General features: G+C 65.9%; 22 protein-coding genes and 2 tRNA genes. 5 read left to right on the top strand and 19 right to left on the bottom strand.

Translation table 11 applies throughout. The annotated features are described in order from the left end of the window. From rnhB to rpsB, 15 genes are all read right to left on the bottom strand, one after another. The gene (rnhB, locus tag RMP06_RS12750) at positions 1-669 is read right to left on the bottom strand and encodes a ribonuclease HII (RefSeq protein WP_310462151.1); all 669 of its coding nucleotides are present in this window, start codon (positions 667-669) and stop codon (positions 1-3) included. Then, positions 641-1,789 carry a lipid-A-disaccharide synthase gene (lpxB, locus tag RMP06_RS12745; protein ID WP_310462150.1) on the bottom strand — a complete coding sequence of 383 codons (1,149 nt, stop codon included), beginning with the start codon at positions 1,787-1,789 and terminating at the stop codon, positions 641-643. The genes rnhB and lpxB overlap by 29 nt, the downstream gene beginning before the upstream one ends. A 12-nt stretch (positions 1,790-1,801) precedes the next feature. Next, positions 1,802-2,590 carry an acyl-ACP--UDP-N-acetylglucosamine O-acyltransferase gene (lpxA, locus tag RMP06_RS12740; RefSeq protein ID WP_310462149.1) on the bottom strand — a complete coding sequence of 263 codons (789 nt, stop codon included), beginning with the start codon at positions 2,588-2,590 and terminating at the stop codon, positions 1,802-1,804. 16 nt (positions 2,591-2,606) lie between these two features. Further along, on the bottom strand, positions 2,607-3,047 hold the full coding sequence (gene fabZ / locus RMP06_RS12735) for a 3-hydroxyacyl-ACP dehydratase FabZ (RefSeq protein WP_310462164.1): 441 nt from the start codon (positions 3,045-3,047) through the stop codon (positions 2,607-2,609). A 59-nt stretch (positions 3,048-3,106) separates the two neighbouring features. Continuing rightward, on the bottom strand, positions 3,107-4,168 hold the full coding sequence (gene lpxD, locus RMP06_RS12730) for a UDP-3-O-(3-hydroxymyristoyl)glucosamine N-acyltransferase (RefSeq protein WP_310462148.1): 1,062 nt from the start codon (positions 4,166-4,168) through the stop codon (positions 3,107-3,109). After that, complete coding sequence (locus tag RMP06_RS12725) at positions 4,165-4,719, bottom strand: OmpH/Skp family outer membrane protein (RefSeq protein WP_310462147.1); 555 nt, start codon at positions 4,717-4,719, stop codon at positions 4,165-4,167. The genes lpxD and RMP06_RS12725 overlap by 4 nt, the downstream gene beginning before the upstream one ends. A gap of 2 nt (positions 4,720-4,721) precedes the next feature. Then, positions 4,722-7,025: an outer membrane protein assembly factor BamA gene (gene bamA, locus RMP06_RS12720; RefSeq protein ID WP_310462146.1), complete on the bottom strand. Its 2,304-nt coding sequence runs from the start codon at positions 7,023-7,025 to the stop codon at positions 4,722-4,724. A gap of 4 nt (positions 7,026-7,029) precedes the next feature. Further along, positions 7,030-8,394 (bottom strand): RIP metalloprotease RseP, encoded by a 1,365-nt coding sequence (gene rseP, locus RMP06_RS12715; RefSeq protein WP_310462145.1) that lies wholly within the window; start codon positions 8,392-8,394, stop codon positions 7,030-7,032. A 6-nt stretch (positions 8,395-8,400) separates the two neighbouring features. Continuing rightward, positions 8,401-9,624, bottom strand: a complete 1,224-nt coding sequence (locus RMP06_RS12710) for a 1-deoxy-D-xylulose-5-phosphate reductoisomerase (protein ID WP_310462144.1) — start codon at positions 9,622-9,624, stop codon at positions 8,401-8,403. Then, positions 9,621-10,457 carry a phosphatidate cytidylyltransferase gene (locus RMP06_RS12705; RefSeq protein ID WP_310462143.1) on the bottom strand — a complete coding sequence of 279 codons (837 nt, stop codon included), beginning with the start codon at positions 10,455-10,457 and terminating at the stop codon, positions 9,621-9,623. Before RMP06_RS12705 ends, RMP06_RS12710 begins: the two co-directional genes overlap by 4 nt. A 13-nt stretch (positions 10,458-10,470) precedes the next feature. Further along, positions 10,471-11,223 carry a polyprenyl diphosphate synthase gene (gene uppS, locus RMP06_RS12700; RefSeq protein WP_310462142.1) on the bottom strand — a complete coding sequence of 251 codons (753 nt, stop codon included), beginning with the start codon at positions 11,221-11,223 and terminating at the stop codon, positions 10,471-10,473. A 59-nt stretch (positions 11,224-11,282) separates the two neighbouring features. After that, positions 11,283-11,843 carry a ribosome recycling factor gene (gene frr, locus RMP06_RS12695; RefSeq protein ID WP_310462141.1) on the bottom strand — a complete coding sequence of 187 codons (561 nt, stop codon included), beginning with the start codon at positions 11,841-11,843 and terminating at the stop codon, positions 11,283-11,285. Positions 11,844-11,882: 39 nt separating this feature from the next. Then, positions 11,883-12,593 carry a UMP kinase gene (gene pyrH / locus RMP06_RS12690; protein WP_293998698.1) on the bottom strand — a complete coding sequence of 237 codons (711 nt, stop codon included), beginning with the start codon at positions 12,591-12,593 and terminating at the stop codon, positions 11,883-11,885. A gap of 49 nt (positions 12,594-12,642) precedes the next feature. Beyond that, positions 12,643-13,539, bottom strand: coding sequence for a translation elongation factor Ts (gene tsf, locus RMP06_RS12685; RefSeq protein WP_310462140.1), 897 nt, complete (start codon positions 13,537-13,539; stop codon positions 12,643-12,645). Between the two features lie 89 nt (positions 13,540-13,628). Further along, positions 13,629-14,378: a 30S ribosomal protein S2 gene (gene rpsB / locus RMP06_RS12680; protein WP_310462139.1), complete on the bottom strand. Its 750-nt coding sequence runs from the start codon at positions 14,376-14,378 to the stop codon at positions 13,629-13,631. A gap of 213 nt (positions 14,379-14,591) precedes the next feature. On the opposite strand from rpsB, the gene RMP06_RS12675 reads away from it, so the two are divergent. From RMP06_RS12675 to RMP06_RS12665, 3 genes are read left to right on the top strand one after another with little or no spacing between them, the layout of a single operon-like run. Further along, positions 14,592-15,950 carry an amidase gene (locus RMP06_RS12675; protein ID WP_310462138.1) on the top strand — a complete coding sequence of 453 codons (1,359 nt, stop codon included), beginning with the start codon at positions 14,592-14,594 and terminating at the stop codon, positions 15,948-15,950. Next, positions 15,947-16,393: a PIN domain-containing protein gene (locus tag RMP06_RS12670; protein ID WP_310462137.1), complete on the top strand. Its 447-nt coding sequence runs from the start codon at positions 15,947-15,949 to the stop codon at positions 16,391-16,393. The genes RMP06_RS12675 and RMP06_RS12670 overlap by 4 nt, the downstream gene beginning before the upstream one ends. Further along, positions 16,390-17,991, top strand: coding sequence for an NAD(P)H-hydrate dehydratase (locus RMP06_RS12665; RefSeq protein ID WP_310462136.1), 1,602 nt, complete (start codon positions 16,390-16,392; stop codon positions 17,989-17,991). The genes RMP06_RS12670 and RMP06_RS12665 overlap by 4 nt, the downstream gene beginning before the upstream one ends. 10 nt (positions 17,992-18,001) lie before the next feature. Here RMP06_RS12665 and rnr read toward each other — a convergent pair whose 3' ends face one another. Further along, complete coding sequence (gene rnr, locus RMP06_RS12660; protein WP_409050164.1) at positions 18,002-20,371, bottom strand: ribonuclease R; 2,370 nt, start codon at positions 20,369-20,371, stop codon at positions 18,002-18,004. 67 nt (positions 20,372-20,438) lie between these two features. On the opposite strand from rnr, the gene RMP06_RS12655 reads away from it, so the two are divergent. Both RMP06_RS12655 and RMP06_RS12650 read left to right on the top strand, forming a co-directional pair. Beyond that, positions 20,439-20,523 (top strand) — tRNA-Leu (locus RMP06_RS12655). Positions 20,524-20,604: 81 nt separating this feature from the next. Beyond that, a tRNA-Leu gene (locus tag RMP06_RS12650) sits at positions 20,605-20,689 on the top strand. A gap of 120 nt (positions 20,690-20,809) precedes the next feature. On the opposite strand, the gene RMP06_RS12645 is transcribed toward RMP06_RS12650, so the two are convergent. From RMP06_RS12645 to RMP06_RS12635, 3 genes are read right to left on the bottom strand one after another with little or no spacing between them, the layout of a single operon-like run. Continuing rightward, a complete protein-coding gene (locus tag RMP06_RS12645; protein WP_310462134.1) occupies positions 20,810-21,331 on the bottom strand; it encodes a phosphoribosyltransferase in 522 nt (173 codons plus the stop codon). Between the two features lie 30 nt (positions 21,332-21,361). Continuing rightward, on the bottom strand, positions 21,362-22,711 hold the full coding sequence (locus RMP06_RS12640; protein WP_310462163.1) for an adenylosuccinate synthase: 1,350 nt from the start codon (positions 22,709-22,711) through the stop codon (positions 21,362-21,364). Positions 22,712-22,758: 47 nt separating this feature from the next. Continuing rightward, positions 22,759-23,922, bottom strand: coding sequence for an ATP phosphoribosyltransferase regulatory subunit (locus RMP06_RS12635; RefSeq protein WP_310462133.1), 1,164 nt, complete (start codon positions 23,920-23,922; stop codon positions 22,759-22,761). Between the last annotated feature and the right edge of the window lie 57 nt (positions 23,923-23,979).

Here is a 23,979-nt window from a genome sequence, read left to right as displayed (position 1 = left end):
TCAAGTCTGGGGCGGAATCGGAGACGGGTGCAGCAAGGCGGCGGCGCGCACGGGTGCGTAGGAGCGTCGGTGCTGGTCGCACGGGCCGTGTTCGCGCAGCAGGCTGAGGTGGGCCGCGGTCGGATAGCCCTTGTGGACGTCGAAGGCGTATTGGGGATAGCGTGCGTGCAGCTCGGCACAGAGCCGGTCGCGGTAGACCTTGGCGAGAATCGATGCCGCCGAGATCGCCTGCACCTTGGCGTCGCCCTTGACGATGGCCTCGGCGGGAATGCGCAGCGTCGGGATGCGGTTGCCATTGACCAGCACCTTGACCGGCCGCAGCCGCAGGCCCTCGACGGCGCGGCGCATCGCCAGCATCGTCGCGTGCAGGATGTTGAGCTGGTCGATCTCCTCGACGCTCGCTTCGGCGATGCAGCAGGCCAGCGCCTTGGCGCGGATCTCGTCGAAGAGCCGCTCGCGCCGCTTCGCCGTGAGCACCTTCGAGTCGGCCAGCCCGGCGATGGGCTGCAGGTCGTCGAGGATCACGGCCGCCGCCACCACCGGCCCCGCCAGCGGCCCGCGCCCGGCCTCGTCCACGCCCGCGATCAGGCCGGGGCGGTCGAAGCTCAGCGCGAACTGCTCGCTGATGAAGGGGATGGGCTCAGCGGCCGAGGACTTGCGCGATGGCATCGGTGGCTCGTCGCGCCGTGTCCTGGCGCAGCAGGTGGTGCAGTTCGGTGAAACGCTGGCGCACGCCCTCGCAGCGCGCAGGGCTGTCCAGCCATTGCCCAGCGGCCTGCGCCAGCGCCTCCGGGGTGCAGGAGTCTTGCAGCAACTCGGGCACCACAAAACCGCGCGCGAGGATGTTCGGCAACCCCACCCATGGCTGATACGCCATGCGCTTCATGCGCAGCCATGACAGCCAGTGCATGTTGTAGGTGATGACCATCGGGCGCTTGAACAGCGCGGCTTCGAGCGTGGCGGTGCCGCTGGCGATCAGCGTCAGGTCGCAGGCGGCGAGCACCTCGTGCGAGCGGCCATCGAGTACCTGCAGGTCGATCTGCCCGGCGTACTTCGCCACCAGCGGATCGATCAGGTCGCGCACGCCCCGCATGGCCGGCAGCACGAACGTCAGCCCGGGCCGCTGCCTGGTCAGCAAGGCAGCGGCGCCCAGCAGACTCGGCAGGATGTAGCGGATCTCGCTGCGTCGGCTGCCCGGCAGCAGCGCAATGACAGTGGCGCCATCGGCCAGATTCAGTGCCGTGCGGGACGCCGCACGCGGCACCTCCATCGGAATCGCGTCCGCCAGCGGGTGGCCCACGTAGGTCGCGGCGATGCCAGCGCGCTGGTAGATCTCCGGCTCGAAGGGAAACAGGCACAGCACATGGTCCACGGCCTTGCGGATCTTGTGGATGCGCGTGCCACGCCAGGCCCAGATCGAGGGACTGACAAAGTGAATGGTCTTGATGCCGGCCGCCTTGAGCCGCGTTTCCAGCCCGAGATTGAAATCCGGCGCATCGACGCCGATGAACACGTCCGGCCGATCGGCGAGCAGGCGGTCGCCCAGTTCGGCCCGCAGCGCGAACAGACGGCGCAGGCGCCAGAGCAGTTCCAGGCTGTAGCCGTGCACGGCAAGCAGGTCGTAGGCCCACCAGGCGTCAAAACCCTGCTGTTTCATCTGCGGGCCGCCGATGCCGTAGCTCTGCAGACCGGGCCAGCGCCGGCGCACACCGCCCAGCAGCAGACCCGCCAGCAGGTCACCCGAGGCTTCGCCGGCCACCAGTGCCATGCGCGGATCGGTCGTCTCCATCGGCAGACCGGCTCAGCGGACGATGCCGCGGGGCGCGTGGGCGAGGAAGTCCAGCATCTGGCGCACCTCGCCGTCTGCCTCCGGCACCGTGCCCAGCAAGGCCTCGATTTCGGCCTTCGCGGCGTCCAGCGTCAGGCTCTTGCGGTAGAGCGCGCGGTACATCTGCTTGACCACGCCGATGCGCTCGGCGCTGAAGCCGCGGCGCTTGAGGCCTTCCTGGTTGAAGCCGTGGGCTTCGCAGGGATTGCCGGCGACCATGACGAAGGGCGGCACGTCCTGCGCGATGCGCGAGGCGAACCCGGCCATCGCGTGGGCGCCGACGCGGCTGAACTGGTGGATGCCCGTCAGGCCGCCGATGATCGCCCAGTCGCCCACCTGCACATGGCCGGCAAGCGTCGTGACGTTGGCCATGATGGTGTGGCTGCCGATGCGGCAGTCATGGGCGATGTGGACATAGGCCATGAGCCAGTTGTCATCGCCGATGCGGGTGACGCCTTCATCCTGCGTCGTGCCGGTGGACACGGTGCAGGACTCGCGGAAGGTGTTGCCGTCGCCGATCTCCAGCCGGGTCGGTTCGCCCGCGTACTTCTTGTCCTGCGGATCGGAGCCGATCGAGCAGAACGGATAGAAGCGGTTGTTCCGGCCGATGGTCGTGTGACCGTCGATCACGCAGTGCGGGCCGACGCGGGTGCCCTCACCCAGGCTCACATGGGCACCGATGATCGAATACGGGCCGACCTCGACCGAAGGGTGCAGGCGGGCCTCGGGATCGACGATTGCGGTGGAGTGGATGCTGCTCATGCGCCGTTTGCCCGAATCAGGAGACGATCTTGCGCATCGTGCACATCAGCTCGGCCTCGGTGGCGAGTTCGCCATTGACCGTGGCGCGGGCCTTGTACTTGAAGATGCCGCCCTTGGAACGCTCCAGGGTCGATTCAAGGATGAGCTGGTCACCGGGTTCGACCGGGCGCTTGAAACGCGCACCGTCGATGCCCGCGAAATAGACCACCGTGTCCTCACCCGGATCCTCGCCCATGGTCGCGAAGGACAGCAGCGCCGAGGCTTGCGCCAGCGCTTCGAGGATCATCACACCCGGCATCACCGGGCGGTGCGGGAAGTGGCCCAGGAAGATTGGCTCGTTGATCGAGACGTTTTTCAGCGCCTTGATGCGCTTGCCCAGCTCGATCTCCAGCACACGGTCCACCAGCAGGATCGGGTAGCGGTGCGGCAGCTTCTTGAGGATCTGGTGGATGTCCATCTTGAGCAGCACCGGAGCGGGCGTCTCGGTCAGGTCGGCAGGCAGGATCGGCGTCGTGGTCATGGTGTCATCTTCTTTTCGAGGGCGCGCAGGCGGTCGCGCAAGGTGTGCAGTTGCCGCAGCGTGGCGGCATTCTTCTCCCACGAGGCGTTGTCGTCGAGCGGGAAGACCCCGCTGTACTGCCCGGGCTTGGCAATCGAGCGCATCACGACGCTGGCCGCGGAGATGTGGACCCCATCGGCCAGCGCGAGGTGACCCAGCACGATGGCGCCACCTCCCACCGTGCAGCCACGGCCGATGCGCGCACTGCCCGCCACGCCGACGCAGCCGGCCATCGCGCTGTGGTCGCCGATCTGGACGTTGTGGCCGATCTGGATCAGGTTGTCGAGCTTGACCCCGGAGCCGATGATGGTGTCGTCGAGGGCACCGCGGTCGATGCAGGTGTTCGCGCCGATTTCCACGTCATCGCCCACGACCACGCCGCCGAGCTGTTCGATCTTTTCCCAGCGGCCTTCGGTCGGCGCGAAGCCGAAACCGTCGGCGCCAATGACGACGCCGCTGTGCAGCAGGCAACGCGCACCAAGACGCGTGCCCGGCATCAGCGTCACGTGCGGCGCAAGGCGAGTGGCCGCACCGATCTCGACACCCGCGCCGATGAACGCGTGGGCACCGACCACGGCGCCCTGGCCAATCACTGCACCAGACTCGATGACCGCCAGCGGCCCGACGGACACGCCCTCGCCCAGCAGGGCATCCGGTGCCACCACCGCGCTGGGGTGGAGGCCGACCTGCGGAGCAACACGCGAGCGTGCCGCCCACCACTGCGTCAGGCGGGCAAAGTAGAGGTAGGGATCCGGCGTGACCAGCGCAACACAACCTGCCCGAACATCGCCGCGCACACCAGGCGCCACGACGACGCAGCCGGCAGCCGTATCCTGCAATTGAGCGCGGTAGCGGGGATTCGACAGGAAGCTGATCGTCGCGGCATCGGCGCCGGCGAGCGACCCGATGCGGCTGATCAGGCGGTCACCGAGCGACTCGTCGGCGCCGTCGTTCGAGACCAGATCTCCCCCGAGGGCCGCCTGCACCTCGTGCAGGCGCACGGAGAAGACGGAACTCACTTGGTCGGCGCGGGAGCGGCGTTGAGCGCCTTGATCACCTTGTCGGTGATGTCCACACGGGGACCGGCAAACACCACCGGATCCTGCAGGATCAGGTCGTACTTTTCGGCATCGAAGATCTGCTTGATGACGCGGTTGGCGCGCTCGACCACGGCCGACAGCTCTTCGTTCTTGCGCTGGTTCAGGTCTTCCTGGAACTCGCGGCGCTTGCGCTGCAGCTCACGCTCCTGCTCGACGAGGTCGCGCTGTCGGCGTCCGCGCTCGGATTCGGCCAGGGTGACCTGCTCCTTCTCGAATTTGTCGGCGGTCGTCTTGAGCCGCGCAGCCGCGTCGTTGAGTTCTTTCTCGCGCTTGCCAAATTCGACTTCAAGCTTGGCCTGCGCCGCCTTGGCCGGTGCCGCGTCCCGCAGCATGCGGTCGCTGTTGACATAGCCGATCTTGAATTCCTGCGCCGAAACCGCCGGCGACACCAGCAGCGCCGCAGTGGCAACCACGCTGGTGGTGAGGGCAAGCAGGGCCTTGGCAGTCAGCGAACGTATGAAGGAAGTCATCATCAGAATGCGGTACCGATCTGGAACTGGAAGCGTTGGATTCTATCCTGAGCAAACTTGCGGATAGGTTGGCCCCAACTGAGTTTGAGCGGACCGACCGGCGAGATCCAGGACAGGCCCAGGCCGGCGGAGGTGCGGAATGAGGCGATGGTCGGTGTCTCGCCATCGCCCCAGACATTGCCGGCGTCCATGTAGCCGAAGAAGCGCAACGTCCGGTCGTTGCCGGTCCCCGGGAACGGGAAATACAGTTCGCTGTTGAGGTTGATGCGCTTGGTGCCTCCAATGTAGGCCCCCGTCACGTCCACCGGGCCGAGCGAGTTCTGGTCAAACGCGCGCACGGTGCCCAGACCGCCGCCGTAGAAGTTCTTGAAAATCGGGAAGGCCCGGCCACCCAGCCCCATGCCGTGGCCGATTTCGGCATTCAGGCCGAGGGTGAGCTTCTTGCTGATCGGGAAGTACTGCTGGATCTGGTAGTTGCTGCGCAGGTACCGCGTGTCTCCGAAGGCACCCCACTCCAGGTTGATGCGCTGGTAACGCCCGTCGGTTGGCACCAGCGCGCTGTCGCGGCCGTCGCGCTGCCAGCCGAGCGTGAGTGGGAACGAGGTGCTGGACTCGCCATAGGTCGAGCGGTAGCGGTAGAAGTTTTCCGGCAGCGCAGTGGCCGACTTGATGCGTGTGCGCTCGGCACCGATGCCGAAGAACACCGTGTCGTAGTCCGAAAACGGCACCCCGAAGCGCACCGCCGCACCGGGCGTGACCAGCTCGTAGGCCTCGCCCTGGCTGTTCAGCGGCTTGTTGGTGCGGTAGTAGACGTCCAGCGAGCGCGAGATGCCGTCGCGGGTGAAGTACGGATCGACGCTCGACAACACCAGCGTGCGGGCCGACTTGCTGGTGTTGAGTTCGATGCCGAGGTAGTTGCCCGAGCCGAACACGTTGTCCTGCTTGATCGAGCCCGTGAAGGAGAACTTGTCCGCACTGGAGAAATTCGCGCCGATCAGCAGGCTGCCGGTGGGTTTTTCCTTGACGTTGATCGTCAGATCAACCTGATCGAAGGTGCCAGGCACTTCATTGGTGTCGACATCCACCTCGCTGAAATAGCCCAGCCGGTCCACCCGGTCACGCGAGAGCTTGATGCGCTGGCCGTCGTACCAGGCAGATTCGAACTGGCGCATCTCGCGGCGGATCACTTCGTCGCGCGTGCGGGTGTTGCCCGACACGTTGATGCGGCGCACGTAGACCCGGCGGCCCGGATCGGCATTCAGCACAATCTGGACACGGCCCGTGTTGCGGTCGATCTGCGGCACCAGATCCACCTTGGCGAAGGCGTAGCCGAACAGACCGAAGCGGTCGGTGAAGGCTTTCTGGGTGGTGGCCACGTCCTCGGCACGGTAAGGCTCGCCGGGACGGATCTTCACCAGCGCCTTGAACTCTTCATCCTTGCCCAGAAAATCGCCGCTGAGCTTGACGCCGGTGACGGTGTAACGCTGGCCTTCCTTGATGTTGATCGTGATCGAGATGTCCTGCTTGTCAGGCGAGATCGCCACCTGCGTGGACTCGACGTTGAATTCGAGGTAGCCGCGGTTCAGGTACCACGCGCGCAGCGTTTCCTGGTCGGCATTGAGCTTGGTGCGGGCGTAGCGGTCGCTCTTGGTGTACCAGGTCATCATTCCGCCGGTCGTCAGGTCGAGCTGCCCGAGCAAGGTGCCCTCGGAAAACGCCTCGTTGCCGGTGATGTGGATGTCGCGAATGCGCGCCACGCCGCCTTCGGTCACGGCGAACGTGACGTTGACGCGGTTGCGGTCCACCGGGGTGATGGTGGTCACGACCTCCGCGCCGTAGAGGCTGCGGGTCAGGTACTGGCGCTTGAGTTCCTGCTCGGCACGGTCGGCCAGCGCCTTGTCAAACGGCTGACCTTCGCCGACGCCAATGTCCTTGAGCGCCTTGATCAGCGTCTCGCGGTCGAACTCCTTCGTGCCAGTGAAGTCGACGCTGGCGATGACCGCACGTTCTTCCACCACCACCACGGCGACCTGCCCATCCACCTCGATGCGCACGTCCTTGAACAAACCGGTCGCAAACAGCGCGCGCAGGGCGGCCGCACCTTTTTCATCGCTGTAGGTGTCGCCCACCCGGAATGGCAAGGCGGCGAAGACCGTCCCGGCTTCGGCCCGCTGCAGGCCCTCGACACGAATGTCCTTGATCACGAAGGGCTGGACAGCCAGAGCGGGCAAGGCCGCGGACGCCACCAGCACCGCAACGGCACAGGCACGGGGAGAGAGAGCGAATTGGTAGGCGGGTACGCGCATGCGGTCAGTGCAGGCCCAGGTAACGGGCCACATCGTTGTAGAGGGCGAGCGACATCATGAGCAGGATCACCATGAAACCGCCACGTTGCAATCTGGCGGTCCAGAGGTCGGAAATCGGCCGACCGGTGACACCCTCGATCAGATAATACAGGAGGTGCCCGCCGTCGAGCATCGGCAGCGGCAGCAGGTTCAGGACACCCAAGCTGACGCTGACGACCGCGAGGAACCCCAGGTAATAGGCCAATCCCAGCTCGGCGGACTGCCCGGCGTAGTCCGCAATCGTGAGCGGGCCGCTGAGGTTCTTCAGCGACGCTTCGCCGATGAGCATGCGGCCAAACATGCGCAGCGACATCGCGGACATGTCCCAGGTGCGCACGACGCCCTGAAGCAGCCCTTCAGCGAAACCCAACGTGACAAGGACCATCTGTGGCCGGGTGCCGACAACCGCCTCGATGCGTCCGATCTGCTGGCCACGGTCCTCGATCCGCATCGGCTTGATCTCGATCGCCAGCGAACGCCCGCTGCGGTCAATCTGCCACGACTGGGACATCGGATCACCACGTGCACCGGACGCCCGAATCTGGGCCCGCAGGCTCGTTGCATCGACCACGTCGTGCCCATCGACGCGCAAGACGCGGTCGCCTGCCTGCAGCCCCGCCCTGGCGGCAGGGCCACCCGGCTTGACGTCGCCGAGCACTGGCTCTGAATAAGGTGCAACCAACCCGATGCGCCGAACCAGTTCCGCATCGGCTTCGCTGGCCTGCAACCCGGAGAGGGCCAGCACCACCTCACGGCGACCACTGCCGCCCGCGCCAGTGACTTCCAGCCGCAGATCCCGGGCGTCCAGCGCAGCCCGCGTGAGCTGCCAACGCAAATCGGTCAGCGATGCCACGTCCTGCCACTGCTCCGACTCGGCCGGCGACCAGCGACGCACCCACTGCCCTGCCTGCAGACCGGCGCGCTCGGCCAGACTGCCCGCAGCGGGCGAGCCGATCACGGCACTCGGCTCCTGCGTGCCGATCCACGACGACGCGGCGTACAGGAGCACCGCCAGCACCAGATTGGCCGCAGGCCCCGCGACGACTACAGCCGAACGCTGCAGCAGCGTCTTGCGGTTGAACGCCCGGTGCAGCTCGTCCGGGGCAACCGGCCCTTCACGCTCGTCGAGCATCCGCACGAAGCCGCCCAGCGGCAATGCGCTGATGGCCCATTCGGTTTCACCGATCTGCCGCTTCCAGAGCGTCGGACCAAAGCCGATCGAGAACTTCAGCACCTTGACACCACATGCGCGTGCCACCCGGAAGTGCCCCCACTCGTGGACGACGATCAGCACCCCGAGGGTGACGAAAAAAGCCAGCAGCGTGTTCATGCCGGGTCAGACGCCGGAGCGTCCGACAAGTTCAGCGGCCAGACTGCGCGCCGATTGGTCCAGGTCGAGCAGACTCGCCACCGAGGCCGTGGCGTCACCCGGTACCGCAATGCGCGCCAGCGTGTCGGCGTTGACCGCGTGGATCTGGTCGAAACGCAGCCGCCGGTCGAGAAAGGCTTCCACCGCGATTTCGTTCGCTGCGTTCAGCACCGCTGTGCTGCCCGGTGGGCCTTCCAGTGCGGCCCAGGCCAATTGCAGACCAGGGAAGCGCTTGGCATCCGCCGGCTCGAAAGTCAGCGGCTTGAGTGACAGGAAATCGACCTGCGACGCGCCGGATTCGATGCGCGCTGGCCACGACAGCCCGTAAGCGATCGGCACGCGCATGTCGGGTGTGCCGAGCTGCGCCAGCACCGAGGCGTCGCGGCAGACCACCATCGAGTGGATGATGCTCTGCGGATGGATCACCACCTTCACCTGGCGCGGCGTCAGGTCGAACAGCCAGCGCGCCTCGATCACTTCGAGCGCCTTGTTCATCATCGTGGCCGAGTCGACCGAGATCTTGCGGCCCATGACCCAGTTCGGATGCGCGCACGCCTGCTCGGGCGTCACGTCGCGCAGGGATTTCGGATCGCGGTCGCGGAACGGGCCACCGGAGGCCGTGAGCACGATGTGGTCGATGCGCTGGGCCCAGGTCGTTCGGTCTTCGGGCAGGCACTGGAAGATGGCCGAATGTTCGCTGTCGATGGGCAGCAGATGCGCCCCACCCTCGCGCACGGCGCGCATGAACAGCTCGCCACCGACGACGATGGCCTCCTTGTTGGCCAGGAGCAGGCGCTTGCCGGCACGGGCCGCCGCCAGACACGGCGGCAGACCCGCAGCGCCGACGATGGCAGCCATCACGCTGTCCACCTCCGGGTGTGCGGCGACTTCTTCCAGCGCGGCGGGGCCGACCAGCACCTCGGTCGGCACGCCGTCAGCACGCAGGCGGTCGGTCAGTGCGCGCCCGAGTTCGGTGGTCGGCATCACCGCAAAACGCGGTCGCCAGACACGGCACTGGGCAGCGAGTTCCCCGACACGGCTGTGGGCACTGAGCGCGAGCACCTCGTAGCGGTCAGGGTGGCGCGACAACACATCGAGTGTGCTGGTGCCAATCGAGCCGGTGGAGCCCAGCACCGTCACGCGCTGACGCGGCATGCCGGAGTGGGTGGAAACAGAAGCGGTCACGGTCATGCAAGTACCAGGGCGAGGGCCAGCGGACACACGGGCAGGAGCGCGTCAATGCGGTCCAGCACACCGCCATGGCCAGGCAGCAGCGCGCTGCTGTCCTTGGCTCCGGCACTGCGCTTGACCAGCGACTCGAAGAGATCGCCGACGACGCTCAGACTCGACAGGAAGAGGCAAGACACCAGCAGCCCGGCCCAGCCCCAGCGTTGCAGCAGGGCGGTGTAGAGGCTCGGGCTGTCAGCCAGCCCACGCTGATCAAAGGCAATCCAGGCCAGCGCCAGCAGCAACACACCCGCCATGCCGCCATACACGCCTTCCCAGCTCTTGCCGGGACTGATCGCCGGGGCCAGCTTGCGGCGACCGAAGGCGCGGCCACTGAAATAAGCGGCGATATCGGCCATCCAGACCAGGCAGAACACCGACAGGAGAAAATTCAGGCCGCGTGCCTTGCCTTCGGCAATCGCCAGCCAGGCCAGCCACAGCAGCAGCACACCGCCCAGCAGGCGCAGCATCCGAGGCGTCTGCGGCCACGCATTCACGCCACGCTTGAGCACCAGTGCCCCGCCCAGCACCCACACCAGCATTGCCAGCACCCACAGCGCGCCGGGTGTGTGACCGATCCAGCCAGCCAGCCAGAATGAGGCCGAGCCGGCAGCGACCACACCACCCGTCAGCAAGGCTGGCACACCGAGATAGCTGTTGAGGCGCGCCCACTCCCAGCCAGCCGCAGCGACCATCACCAGCGTCAGCAGGGCGAAGGGCCAGACCGCCTGCGCGAACAGCGCCGGGAGTAGCACCAGCAGCAAGAGCACTGCGGTGATGATGCGCTGTTTGAGCATGGGAGCGGAGAGGTCAGGCGTCGGGCGCCAGGGTGATTTTCTGCCCGCTGGCCGAGATGTCGGTTTTCACGCCACCATAGCGGCGATCGCGGGCGGCGTAGTCGGCCAGGGCCTTGTCGATCTCGGCTGCGTCGAAGTCGGGCCAGAGGCAGTCGGTGAAATACAGCTCCGAGTACGCCACCTGCCACAGCAGGAAGTTGGAGATGCGCACCTCGCCCCCCGTGCGGATGAACAGGTCCGGGTCGGGCGCGTAAGCCAGCGCCATGTACTTCGACAGCAGGGCCTCGTCGATCTGCTCGGCGCGCGCGCCATCGGCCACCGCACGCTGGCAAGCCTGCACGATGTCCCAGCGGCCACCGTAGTTGAAGGCCACGGATAAGGTGATGCGGGTGTTGCCAGCGGTCACCCGTTCGGCATGCTCCCAGGCAGAGCGCACCTTCTCGGACACCGCCGCACGGTCGCCGATGATCTGGATACGCACACCGATGTCCGACAACCGCACGAGGTACTTGGCCACGGCGGTCAGCACCAGGTTCATCAGACCTGACACTTCGTCTTCCGGACGCTTCCAGTTTTCAGACGAAAAGGCGAAGACCGTCAGGTATTCGATTCCGCGGTCGGCACAGGTGTTGATCGAGCTGATGAGCGCGTCCACACCGTACTTGTGGCCGACGATGCGTGGCATCAGTCGCTTGTTCGCCCAGCGCCCGTTGCCGTCCATCACGACCGCGACGTGGCGGGGAATGCGTTTCGCGTTATCAGCCACGGCAGCAGGCCTCGGATGCGGAGATGTCGTTCGAACGGTGCATGCGGGCGCGGCCCGGCTCAAACAGCCAGGACCTCGGCTTCCTTGGACGCTACCAGCCGGTCGATCTCGGAGATCACGCGGTCGGTCAGCTTCTGCATGTCGTCCACCGAGCGGCGCTCTTCGTCCTCGGAGACCAGCTTGTCCTTGGCCAGACGCTTGGCATGGTCGTTGGCATCGCGGCGCAGGTTGCGCACGGCAATGCGCGCATCTTCCCCGGCGTTGCGCACGACCTTGGTCAGGTCACGGCGGCGCTCTTCGGTGAGCGCAGGCATCGGCACACGGATCATCTCGCCCAGCGACGACGGGTTCAGGCCCAGATCCGACTCGCGGATGGCTTTCTCGATCGGCTTGGCCATGCTCTTTTCCCACGGCTGCACGCTGATGGTGCGAGCGTCGATCAGCGACACATTGGCCACCTGGCTGATCGGCAGCATCGATCCGTAGTAATCGACGTGGACCTGGTCCAGGATGCCTGGGTGGGCACGGCCGGTGCGGATCTTCTGGAGATCGTTCTTGAAGGACTCGATGGACTTGGCCATCTTGGCTTCGGCGTTTTTCTTGATATCGGCAATGCTCATCGTGGTGCTCCTTCGTGGTCTCCGCGGTCCCGGATGTGTTCAGACGTGGACCAGCGTGCCTTCGTCTTCACCCATGACGACGCGCTTGAGGGCGCCCGGCTTGAAGATCGAGAATACCTTGATCGGGAGGTTCTGGTCACGGCACAGCGCAAACGCTGTCGCATCCAGCACCGCCAGGTTGCGGCCGATCGCTTCATCGAAGGTCAGGGTCGCGTAGCGGGTCGCGGTCGGATCCTTCTTGGGGTCGGCCGTGTAGACACCGTCCACCTTGGTGGCCTTCAGCACGATCTGGGCACCGATCTCGGCGCCACGCAGCGCGGCGGCCGTGTCGGTGGTGAAGAAGGGATTGCCGGTACCACCCGCAAAGATGACGACCTTGCCCTCTTCCAGATACTGCAGCGCCTTGGGACGCACATAAGGCTCGACGACCTGGTCGATGCTCAGCGCGGACATGACACGCGCGGTCATGCCTTCCTGGCGCATCGTGTCGGACAGCGCCAGCGCGTTCATCACGGTCGCCAGCATGCCCATGTAATCGGCGGTGGCGCGGTCCATGCCGACCGCGCCGCCCGCCACCCCGCGAAAGATGTTTCCGCCGCCGATCACCACTGCCACTTCGCATCCCAGCTGGGTGATTTCCTGCACCTCGCGCACCATGCGCACGATGGTGGCTCGGTTGATGCCGTAAGCATCGTCGCCCATCAGGGCTTCACCAGACAACTTGAGAAGAATGCGTTTGTAAGCGGGCATGCAGTGACCTCGAAGCGAAAAAGACGATCGCGAGTTTAGGACAGGAACGTTACTGGCCCTTGGCGGCAGCGACCTGTGCCGCCACTTCGGCGGCGAAGTCGTCCTGCTTCTTCTCGATGCCTTCGCCGACGATGAACATCGTGAAGCCGGCGGGGGTGGTGCCGGTGGACTTGAAGTACTGGCCGACAGTCTGCTTGCCGTCTGCCGCCTTCACGAACACCTGGTCGAGCAGCGAGACCTCCTTGAGGTACTTCTGCACCGAGCCTTCGACCATCTTGACGACGATGTCGGCCGGCTTGCCGGACTCGGCCGCCTTCTCGGTGGCCACACGGCGCTCGATCTCGATCAGCGCCGCCGGCACGTCGGCCGACGACAGCGCGACCGGCTTCATCGCGGCGATGTGCATCGCGGCGTCCTTGGCGGCGACCGCGTCACCCGTGTACTCGACCATCACGCCGATGCGCACGCCGTGCAGGTAATGCGCCAGTTGGCCGCCGTCGGCGTAACGCTTGAAGCGGCGGATCGCCATGTTCTCGCCGATCTTGCCGATCAGGCCCTTGCGCACGTCTTCGACGGTCGGGCCGAAGTCACCCATCGCCAGCGGCAGGGCCGACAGCGCAGCCACGTCGGCCGGGTTGTGTGCAGCGATCAGGTCAGCGCACGACTGCACGAACGACAGGAAGCTGTCGTTCTTCGAGACGAAGTCGGTCTCGCAGTTGACTTCGACCAGCGCACCGGTCGAGCCCGACACGGCCGCGGCGATGACACCTTCGGCCGTCACGCGGGAAGCGGCCTTGCCTGCCTTGCTGCCGAGCTTGACCCGCAGGATTTCTTCAGCGCGGACCGGATCACCATCGGCCTCGGTCAGTGCCTTCTTGCACTCCATCATCGGAGCGTCGGTCTTCGCGCGCAGGTCGCCGACCATCTTGGCGGTAATTGCAGCCATTGCTTTGTCCTTGAATCTTGGAAGACGGATCTTCAAATCTTTGAAAAAAAGGGGCTGAATCAGCCCCTTGCGCATCGAACCGAAGGGGCTCAGGCGGCGTCGTTCACTTCGACAAACTCGTCGGAACTCGGCGTCGCGACAGCAGCGACCACTTCGTTCATCGACTGGGCCTTGCCTTCGAGGACGGCGTCAGCCATCACACGGGCGTACAGCGCCACGGCCTTGGCCGAGTCATCGTTGCCAGGGATCACGTAGTCGATGCCAACCGGGTTGTGGTTGGTGTCCACCACGCCAATGATGGGGATGCCCAGCTTCTTGGCTTCAGCGATGGCGATCTTGTGGAAACCGACGTCGATGACGAACATCGCGTCCGGCAGGACAGCCATGTCCTGGATACCGCCGATGTCCTTTTCCAGCTTGGCCAGCTCACGCTGGAACAGCAGGCCTTCCTTCTTGCTCATCGACTCCAGGCCGGCTTCCACCTGGGCCTGCATGTCCTTGAGCTTCTTCAGCGATCCCTTGACCGTCTTGAAGTTGGTCAGCATGCCGCCGAGCCAGCGCTGGTCGACGTAAGGCATGCCAGCGCGCTGGGCTTCTTCGGCGACGATGTCGCGGGCCTGGCGCTTGGTACCGACGAACAGCACCGTGCCGCGCTTGGCAGCCAGCGAGCGGGCGAACTTGGTGGCTTCCTGGAACAGCGGGACCGTCTTTTCCAGGTTGATGATGTGGATCTTGTTGCGGTGGCCGAAGATGTACTGCGCCATCTTGGGGTTCCAGAAACGGGTCTGGTGACCGAAGTGGACGCCGGCTTCCAGCATTTCACGCATCGTGAAGGACATGAGTAACTCCAAAAATTCCAAAGGTTGGATCTAGAATCCGACTCGAATTGCACGCAGTGCGCAGTCAACACCGCACTCGGCGCAACACCTTCAGCCAGTCGGATTCGGGATTGATTCTTCCGTCCCGGAAACCAGGACTGCCGGGTACGCCATGTACCGGACAGCTCGCCGCTGAGGAAGCGGCATCGGAAAAACCCCGAGATTGTAGCAGCCTTGAATCCCATCGATCCAGCTCAACCCCTCGCCGACGCAGACCCCGGCCACCACGGGGCACGTGACGCCCTCGAAATTTCGCTGGAGATCGCCGGTGGCGCAGCCGCCAGCGCGTTTGTACTGGTCGATCGGGACGGGTCGCGCGCCGCCGCAGAACGGGCAGACCATCGGCGTCAGCGCGGCGCGGTCATCGGCCCACTGGACGGTCGCGCCATCAGCATCAAAGACCTGTTCGACGTGGCCGGACAGCGCACCACGGCAGGCTCGACTGCGCTGGCGGACCGCCCGCTGGCGCTCGCCGATGCCCCGGTCGTGGCACGGCTGCGCGCAGCCGGTGCTGCGCTGATCGGCCGCACCCAGATGACCGAGTTCGCGTTTTCTGGTGTCGGCATCAACCCGCACCAAGGCACGCCCGCCAACCCCGTGATGGCCGCGATCGATCCGGTGCCCCGCGTGCCTGGCGGCTCGACGTCCGGTGGCGCCGTGTCGGTGGCGACCGGTGCAGCGTGGGCGGCGCTCGGCTCCGACACCGGCGGCTCGATCCGCATCCCGGCGGCACTGCAGGGACTGGTCGGCTTCAAGAATACCCAGTCCCGCACACCCAATGCCGGCTGCATTCCGCTGTCACCCAGTCTCGACACGGGTTGCGCCATCACCCGCACCGTGCGCGATGCCGTGGCCGTGCACGCGGTGCTTTCGGCGCGCAACTGCACACCGCTGGCCCGCCCGCTGTCGGCCTGGCGTTTCGGCGTGGTCGAGCAAATCCTGCTCGACGGGCTGGACCCGGACGTGGCCCGCGACTTCGAACGCAGCCTGTCCACGCTCGCCCGCGCTGGCGCGCACCTCTCGCGGCGGGCGCTGCCCGCCCTGGATGAGTTGCCCGCGCTGCAGCAGGGCGGTGGACTGCCCGCCGCAGAAAGCTGGACATGGCACCAGGCCCTGCTCGCTGAACGCGGTGATCGCTACGACCCGCGTGTGGCAACCCGCATCCGACGTGGCGCCGCCATCACGCCGGTCGCGTTGGCGGACCTGCACAGCCGGCGTGCCCGCTGGATCGAACGCATGGCCATGGCGCTGCGCGACGTCGACATCGTGCTCAGTCCGACGGTACCGATGGTCGCGCCACCGCTGGCGCCGCTGTTGACGGACGACGCCGCCTTCTTCGATGTCAATGCACGGCTGCTGCGCAATCCGTCGATCGTCAACCTGCTGGACGGCTGCGCGATCAGCCTGCCCTGCCACCAGACCGGCGCGGCACCGGTCGGCCTGATGCTCTGGACCACCGGCGGACGGGACGAAGCCCTGCTCGGCGCGGCACTGGCCGTCGAAGCCGCCCTGCAGCCGGCACGCGTCCGATGACGCCGGACATCATCCTCGACACCAATGTCGTGCTCGACTGGCTGGTCTTCGAACACGCCAGCGGGCTGGCGGTCGGGCGGGCCATCACCGAAGGCGAAATGCGCTGGATCGTCAGCCCGCCCATGCAGGAAGAGCTGGTCGATGTGTTCGGGCGCCTGCTCACCCTGCCAACGCTGATGCGCTGGAGCGCGCGACATGCCCCGGCCATGGCCGGCATGCGCGCGTGGGCACATGCCGTTCCGGCGCCCGGCCCACTGCCGTTCAGCGAGCGTCTGCGCTGCACCGATCCGGACGACCAGTGTTTCATCGACCTGGCCATCGCCCGGCGCACACCCAGTCTGCTGACACGGGACCACGCCCTGCGCCGGCTCGCCCGGCGCGCCCGGCCACTGGGGGTCGCCGTGCTCACGCCCGAAGCCTGGGCACACACGCAGACCGCATGAACCACCCACCCGCCGCCCCCCTTGTGCACCGCCACCTTCCAAAGGGGCATGCCCCGGTGCAGGTATCGGCGCTGCTGCGGCAGTTCGCCGGACCTTGGCCCGTGCATGACAGCGCCGCCTCGCGCACCCTGGACGCGCTGGCAGCCCAGAGCCTGCCGCCCCACACGCTGATGCAGCGCGCCGGGCTGAGCGTCGCGCGTCTGGCCATGGCACTGGCGCCGAACGCCCGCCGCATCGACGTGCTGGCCGGCAATGGCAACAACGGCGGCGACGGCTACGAAGCCGCCATGCACCTGCACCGCGCCGGCCGGACCGTCGTGCTGCATGCCTTCGGGCGCGGCACCGCCTGGCCGCCGGACGCCACCGCGTCGCGCCAGCAGGCCCAGACCTCGGGCGTCCACATCGTGGACGGGCTGGATCCGTCCGAGCTGTCTCGCTCCGATCTGGTCATCGACGCCCTGCTCGGCCGCGGACTGACGCGCCCGGCCAGTGGTGAACTGGCCGAGGCGATCCGGCGGCTGCGCGGACACGCCGCACCCGTGCTGGCGGTCGATTTGCCGTCCGGACTGCCCGGCGACACCGGCGCGCTGGAGATCGGCGCACCCTGCATCCGCGCCCGCTGGACGCTGGCCCTGCTGACGATGGCGCCAGGCCTGTTCACTGCCAGCGGCCGCGACCAGGCCGGCGAAATCTGGTGGGACGACCTGGGCGTGCACCTGCTGCATCCCGGCGCACCTTCGCCGGCCGCCTGGCTGCATAGCCCTGCCTGGGTCGATGCAGTCTGGCCCGTGCGGCACCATGCGCAGCACAAGGGCAGCTTCGGCGATGTGTGGGTGCTGGGCGGTGGGCCATCCATGGCGGGCGCCGCGCTGCTGGCGGCGCGCACGGCATTGTGTGTCGGCGCGGGCCGGGTCTATGCCCACCTGCTCGACCCGGACGTGGCACGCCTCGACACGGAACACCCCGAGCTGATGTTCGCCGACACGCCCGACGCCGCGCGTCTGCAAGGCGCGACCGTGGTCGCTGGCTGCGGCGGCGGGCAGGCCATCCGGGCGCTGCTGCCGGAAGTCCTGACCCAGGCGGCCCGCCTGTTGCTGGATGCCGATGCACTCAACGCCGTGGCAGAGGATCCGGCCTTGCAGGACAGTCTGCGCGAACGCCGGGACCGCGGCCTGCCGACCGTGCTCACACCACACCCGCTGGAAGCCGCGCGCTTGCTGGGCTGCAGCGCCGCGGAGGTGCAGTCCGATCGCCTCCGGTCCGTGCACGCGCTGGCCGTCCGGACGGGCGCCGTGGTCGTGCTCAAGGGCTCCGGCAGCCTGATCACCGCGCCCGACGGCACCCCGTGGCTCAACACGAGCGGAAACGCCGCACTCGCCACACCGGGCAGCGGGGACGTGCTGGCTGGCTGGATCGGAGGGTTGTGGAGCCAGTTGTCTGGCGGGCGGTCCGGCACGAACCAGGCCATGGCCTGGTCCGAGGCGGAACTGGCCGCCCGCCACGCGGTCCACCAGCACGGCCTGCGGGCGGAGCGGCTCAGCCCGACCGGCGACGTGCTGGTCGCCAGTCGGCTGATTCCGCCAGCGTCGGGCCGCTGAGCGGAGCGCGTCAGCGCTTGTTGCGGCGCCTGCGGCCTTCGATGGCGGGTATGGGTACGGCCACCACGGCCGGCACCTCTGACGGCAGCAGCGCAGGCGGCTTTCCGGACGATTTGCCCGCGGCCTTTCCTGCCGCTTTGCCAGCCACCTTGCCAGCCGTCTTGCCCGCAGATTTTCCTGCATGCGGGCCAGCCGAGCGGGCAACAGACTTGCGCGACGAACGCCGCACGGCGCGATCGGCCTCCTGGATGGTCGCCAACTCCTCCTGCGCACCGGCTGACCGTTCACGGGCCGGACGTGGCGGCACGACGGCCGGCGTCAGCGGATCGCGCACCAGACGGAAGTCGATGCGGCGACCATCCAGATCGACACGGCTGACCTGCACACGGATGCGGCCACCCACGGCATGGCGCACACCCGTGCGCTCGCCGCGCAGCTCATGGCGCACGTCGTCGTAGCGGAAATACTCGCCACCCAGCTCGGTGATGTGGACCAGTCCCTCGACATACAGCTCATCGAGCTGCACGAACAGCCCGAAGCTCGTGACCGAGCTGATCGTGCCGCCGTACTCCTCGCCCAGCCGGTCGCGCATGAACTTGCACTTCAGCCAAGCCTCCACATCGCGCGAGGCCTCGTCCGCCCGGCGTTCGTTGGCGCTGCAATGGGCGCCGGCCGCCTCCCAGACCTCCAGGTCACGCGGCGCGATGCCCTCGACCCACGGCGCAGGCCCTTGCACCTTGGCCGGCTGCCGGCGACGGGTCGGCGGCAGCGCAGCACCCGGCACCGTGGCCTTGACGACCAGCCCGTACTTCCTGCCCGCCAGCAGCCCCTTGATGACCCGGTGGACCAGCAGATCCGGATAGCGCCGGATGGGGCTGGTGAAGTGCGTGTAGGCGCTGTAGGACAGGCCGAAGTGGCCGTTGTTGAAGGGGGTGTAGATCGCCTGCTGCATGGAGCGCAACAGCATCGAATGGATCTGCGTCGCGTCCGGCCGGTCGCGGGTCTGCTGCGCCAGCGCCTGCAGCTCGCCGGACGTCGGGTCGTCGCTGACGGTGAGGTTCAGCCCCAGGCTGCGCAGGTAGTTCTGCAAGGCCAGCCGCTTCTCGGGGGTCGGGCCTTCGTGGACGCGGTACAGCGAGGGATGTTTGCCGGCCTGGATGAAATCAGCCGCACAGACATTGGCTGCCAACATCGCCTCCTCGATCAGGCGGTGGGCTTCGGTGCGCACCCGCGGAATGATCTTGTCGATGCGGCCGTTGTCGTCGCAGACGATCTGTGTCTCGGTGGTCTCGAAATCGATCGCACCGCGGCTGGCCCGCTGCTTGAGCAGGAGGCGGTAGACCTCGTGCAGGTGGAGCAGGTGCGGCACCAGATGCACCTGGCGCTGGGCCTCGGCCCCGCGGGTGTTCGAGAGCACAGCAGCCACTTCGGTGTAGGTCAGCCGCGCATGCGAGCAGATCACGGCCGGGTAGAACTGGTAGGCACTGACCTCACCCTCGGCGTCCACGAGCATGTCGCAGACCATCGACAGGCGGGGCTGGTTCGGGTTGAGGGAACACAGGCCGTTGGAGAGCTTTTCCGGCAGCATCGGAATGACCCGCCGCGGGAAGTACACCGAGGTCGCGCGCTCGTAGGCGTCGTCGTCGAGCGGATCACCCGGTTTGACGTAGTGGCTGACATCGGCAATCGCCACCAGCAGGCGCCAGCCCTTCTTGCGGCCGATCTTGGTGGGCTCGCAATAGACGGCGTCATCGAAGTCGCGTGCGTCTTCGCCGTCGATCGTCACGAGTGGCACATCGGTCAGATCGACGCGGTGTTTCATGTCGACCGCGCGGACCTTGTCAGGCAGCTTGCCGGTTTGTGCCAGCGTCTCGGGCGAGAAACGGTGCGGCACTTCGTACTTGCGCACCGCAATCTCGATCTCCATGCCCGGGTCGTCGATGTCACCAAGCACTTCGGTGATGCGGCCGACCGGCTGGGAGTGCAAGGACGGTGGCTCTGTCAATTCCACTGCCACCACTTGCCCGGCCTCCGCGTTGGCAGTGGCATTCTTCGGAATCAGAATGTCCTGCCCATAGCGCTTGTCTTCCGGAGCAACGACCCAGACACCGTTCTCCAGCAGCAGCCGACCGATGATCGGTGCCTTGCGACGCTCCAGGATGTCGAGCACGCGGCCCTCGGGCCGGCCCTTGCGGTCCAGACGCATGACCCGCACACGCACCCGGTCGTGGTGCAGAACGGCGCGCATTTCCTGCGGAGCCAGATAGATGTCGGCATCACCGCCATCGACCACCACGAAGCCATGACCATCGCGGTGCCCTTGCACCGTGCCCACGACTTCATTCGACAAAGTACTGTTGTTCAATGAAAATCCTTGCATTCGGTTTTTATCTGATGCTACACTAGCGTTCTTCGCGGTTTGGAACAAAATTTCTTGCCGCGACAGAGCCCAGATGGCGGAATTGGTAGACGCACTAGTTTCAGGTACTAGCGGGTAACTCCGTGGAGGTTCGAGTCCTCTTCTGGGCACCAATAGAATTTAGCATACGCTGAATTCAGTCACTTGCACAGACTGATGAAATCCCAGTCTGTGTTCGTATTCAGGATTTCAAAGCCCAGGTGGCGGAATTGGTAGACGCACTAGTTTCAGGTACTAGCGGGTAACTCCGTGGAGGTTCGAGTCCTCTCCTGGGCACCAACATGAAAAGCCAGCTTTCGAGCTGGCTTTTTTATTGCTACTGCGTCTGAACATCTCCGAGAATTCAACAAAAAACCCCGCTGCCCTTGTCGGACAGCGGGGTTTTTTTGACTGCTCTGTTCAGACCGACAGCTTGCGGGTCAGTGCATCCGGCCGCATCGCGTCATATTCCTCGAACGGCTGGTGAATCCACGGACTTGTGGGCAGCGACTCGACAAAATAATCCGGCGTATAGCAGGAAACGCCCTTCACCCACAGCACGGCCGAGCGCAGTTCACGTATCGACGGCATGCCGCGGAGACGGTCGACCACCGCCTGCAAGGTAACCCCAGAGTCGGCGAGATCATCGACCAGCAGCACCCGGCCAGCGAGTTCCCCCTTGGGCATGGTGATGTATTTCGCCATGTCCAGTCGACCTTGGATCGTGCCACTTTCGGCACGGTAGGAACTCGTGGCCATGATCGCCAGAGGCTTGTCGAAGACACGCGACATGACATCGCCGGGACGAAGCCCGCCTCGGGCCAGACAGAGAATCTGGTCAAATTCCCAGCCGGACTGATGCACCTTGATCGCGAGTTTCTCGGTCAGCAGGTGGTATTCGTCCCAAGACACATACAGGTGTTTGCCGTCATCGGTGAGCATGCTGACTCCTAGCTTGATCGGATCGGACATTCAGTCCTTGTAGGGGTGACGGAGCAGGATCGTGTGGTCACGGTCTGGACCAGTCGATACCATCGCGATCGGCGTCGCGATGAACTCCTGCACGCGCTCCAGGTATTGCTGTGCATTGAGCGGCAGGCCTTCCCACGTCGTGACACCAAAGGTCGTTTCCGTCCAGCCCGGGAACACTTCGTAGATCGGCTTGCAGTTGACAATCTCGTCAGCGTCCAGCGGCAGGATATCCACACGCTCGCCGTGCAGTTCATAGCCGACACACATGCGGATCTCGGTCAGACCATCCAGCACGTCGAGCTTGGTCAGGCACAGTCCCGTGATGCCGTTGATCAGCATCGCGCGCTTGAGCGCTGCACCATCCAACCAACCGCAGCGGCGGGGGCGCCCGGTGACAGTGCCGCGCTCCTGGCCCACGGTGGACAGGTGGTAGCCAACGGTACCCGGCTCATCCATCGGCAGCTCGGTCGGGAATGGACCCGAGCCGACACGTGTGGTGTAGGCCTTGGTGATACCGAGCATGTAGTGCAGCAACTGCGGACCTACGCCAGAACCGGCGGCTGCATTCCCCGCCACACAGTTGCTCGACGTGACGAACGGATAGGTGCCGTGGTCGATGTCGAGCAACGTGCCTTGTGCGCCTTCGAACAGGATGCTGCCGCCCGCACGGTTGGCTGCGTCGATGCGCACACCAACGTCCGCCATCATGGGCTTGAGCTGTTCGGCCATCTGCATGGCATGGTCGAAGATCGGCTGGAATTCCAGCGCCTGGCTGTTCAGGTAGCCTTCGAGTGCGAAGTTATGCAGCGCCAGCAGCTCGCGCAATTTCTTCGCGAAACGGTCGGGGTGCTTCAGATCCTGCACGCGCAGTGCGCGGCGAGCGACCTTGTCTTCGTAGGCCGGGCCAATGCCCTTGCCCGTCGTGCCGATCTTGCCCGCACCACTGGTTTCGCGCACCGCCTCGCGCGCCTTGTCCACTTCGACGTGGAACGGCAGGATCAACGGGCAGGACTCGCTGATGAACAGGCGCGACCGCACATCCAGGCCAGCCGCTTCGAGGCGTCCGATTTCCAGCAGCAAGTGAGCCGGATCGACGACGACGCCGTTGCCGATGTAGCAGGCTACGCCGGTGCGCATGATGCCGGAGGGGATCAGTTGCAGCGCGGTCTTCACGCCATTGATCACCAGCGTATGTCCAGCGTTGTGACCACCCTGGAACCGCACCACCCCCGCGGCGTGGTCGGTCAGCCAGTCGACGACCTTGCCCTTGCCCTCGTCACCCCATTGCGTACCGACAACAACGACATTGCGCCCACGAACTTCTGCAGACGCAGCACTGCGAGTATCCATCTCAAGTATCCGATCGAAAGGAAAGGTCCAGTCAGGGGAGGCAACGCTCAGCGCGCACAGACCACCCACTGCCCATTGACGGCGACCAGTTCCCGGTCGCACTCGAACTCGTCTGCCTCGTGCTCATGCCCGGGCAGCACACAAACCACCGCTTCACCCGTTGCGCGAAGTCGCCGCACGGCCGCTCGCAGCGCCGCGTCTTCACTCCACGGTGCGCGGATCGCGGCGTGGCGTCCATCGAAGCGGACATGCTCGACAACGGACTTCAGATCAAGACTGAAGCCCACCGCAGCCCGGCGGCGGCCGAAGATGGCGCCGACATTGTCGTAGCGACCACCGCGCACCAGTGCATCGGTGCTGCCAGCACGGTAGACCGCGAAGCGGGTGCCGCTGTAGTAGGCATAGCCCGACAGATCGGCCAGGTCAAAACCCAGATGCAGTGCGGGGTAATCGCGGCGCAGGTGTGCGGCCAGCCACTGGAGGTCGGCCAATGCCGCGGTGATCAGGTCATTGCCCGGCAGGCGCTCGCGGGCCACCGACAACACCTCGTCGCTGCCATAGAGTGCTGGCAGCAAACGCAGCGCAGCGCGGTTTTCTGCGGGCAGATCGGCAGTCAATGCATGCAGATCCGCCTGGTCCTTGGCGGCCAGGGCGGCATGCAAAGCGTCACGCTGGGTCGGCGACAAGGTCACACCCGCCAGCGCACCTTGCACGATGCGGGCGTCCGCCAGATCCATCACCAGCGCATCGACGCGGGCACGGCCCAGGCATTCGAGCGCCAGTTCGTGGATTTCCAGATCGGCTTCCAGGCCACTGTGCCCGTAGATTTCGGCACCGAACTGCAGGGGCTCGCGGGTGCTGTCCGGGCCGGCAGGCAGCGTATGCAGCACCGGGCCGCAATAGCACAGGCGCGTCAGTCCGGCACGGTTGAGCAGATGGGCATCAATGCGCGCCACCTGCGGCGTGGTGTCGGCGCGCACACCGAGCGTGCGGCCACTGAGTTGATCGACCAGCTTGAAGGTGCGCAGATCCAGCGCACGCCCGGTGCCGCTCAGCAGCGACTCCAGGTGTTCGAGCAGCGGGGGCATGACCAGTTCATGGCCATAACCGCGGGCAGCGTCCAGCAGGATGCGACGCAACTCCTCGATTCGCCGAGCCTCATGGGGCAACACATCGGCAATGTGCTCGGGCAATAGCCAAGCAGAAGACATAGCAGGTCAGGAAATCAAAAGGTCGATTCTACCGGGCGAAACCACCGGCCTGAATCG

It is taken from the genome of Sphaerotilus sp. (assembly GCF_031429695.1).
Classification (GTDB): Bacteria; Pseudomonadota; Gammaproteobacteria; order Burkholderiales; family Burkholderiaceae_C; genus Sphaerotilus.
Note: the sequence above shows the minus strand (reverse complement) of the source record. Positions and strands in the feature narration are given on the sequence as shown.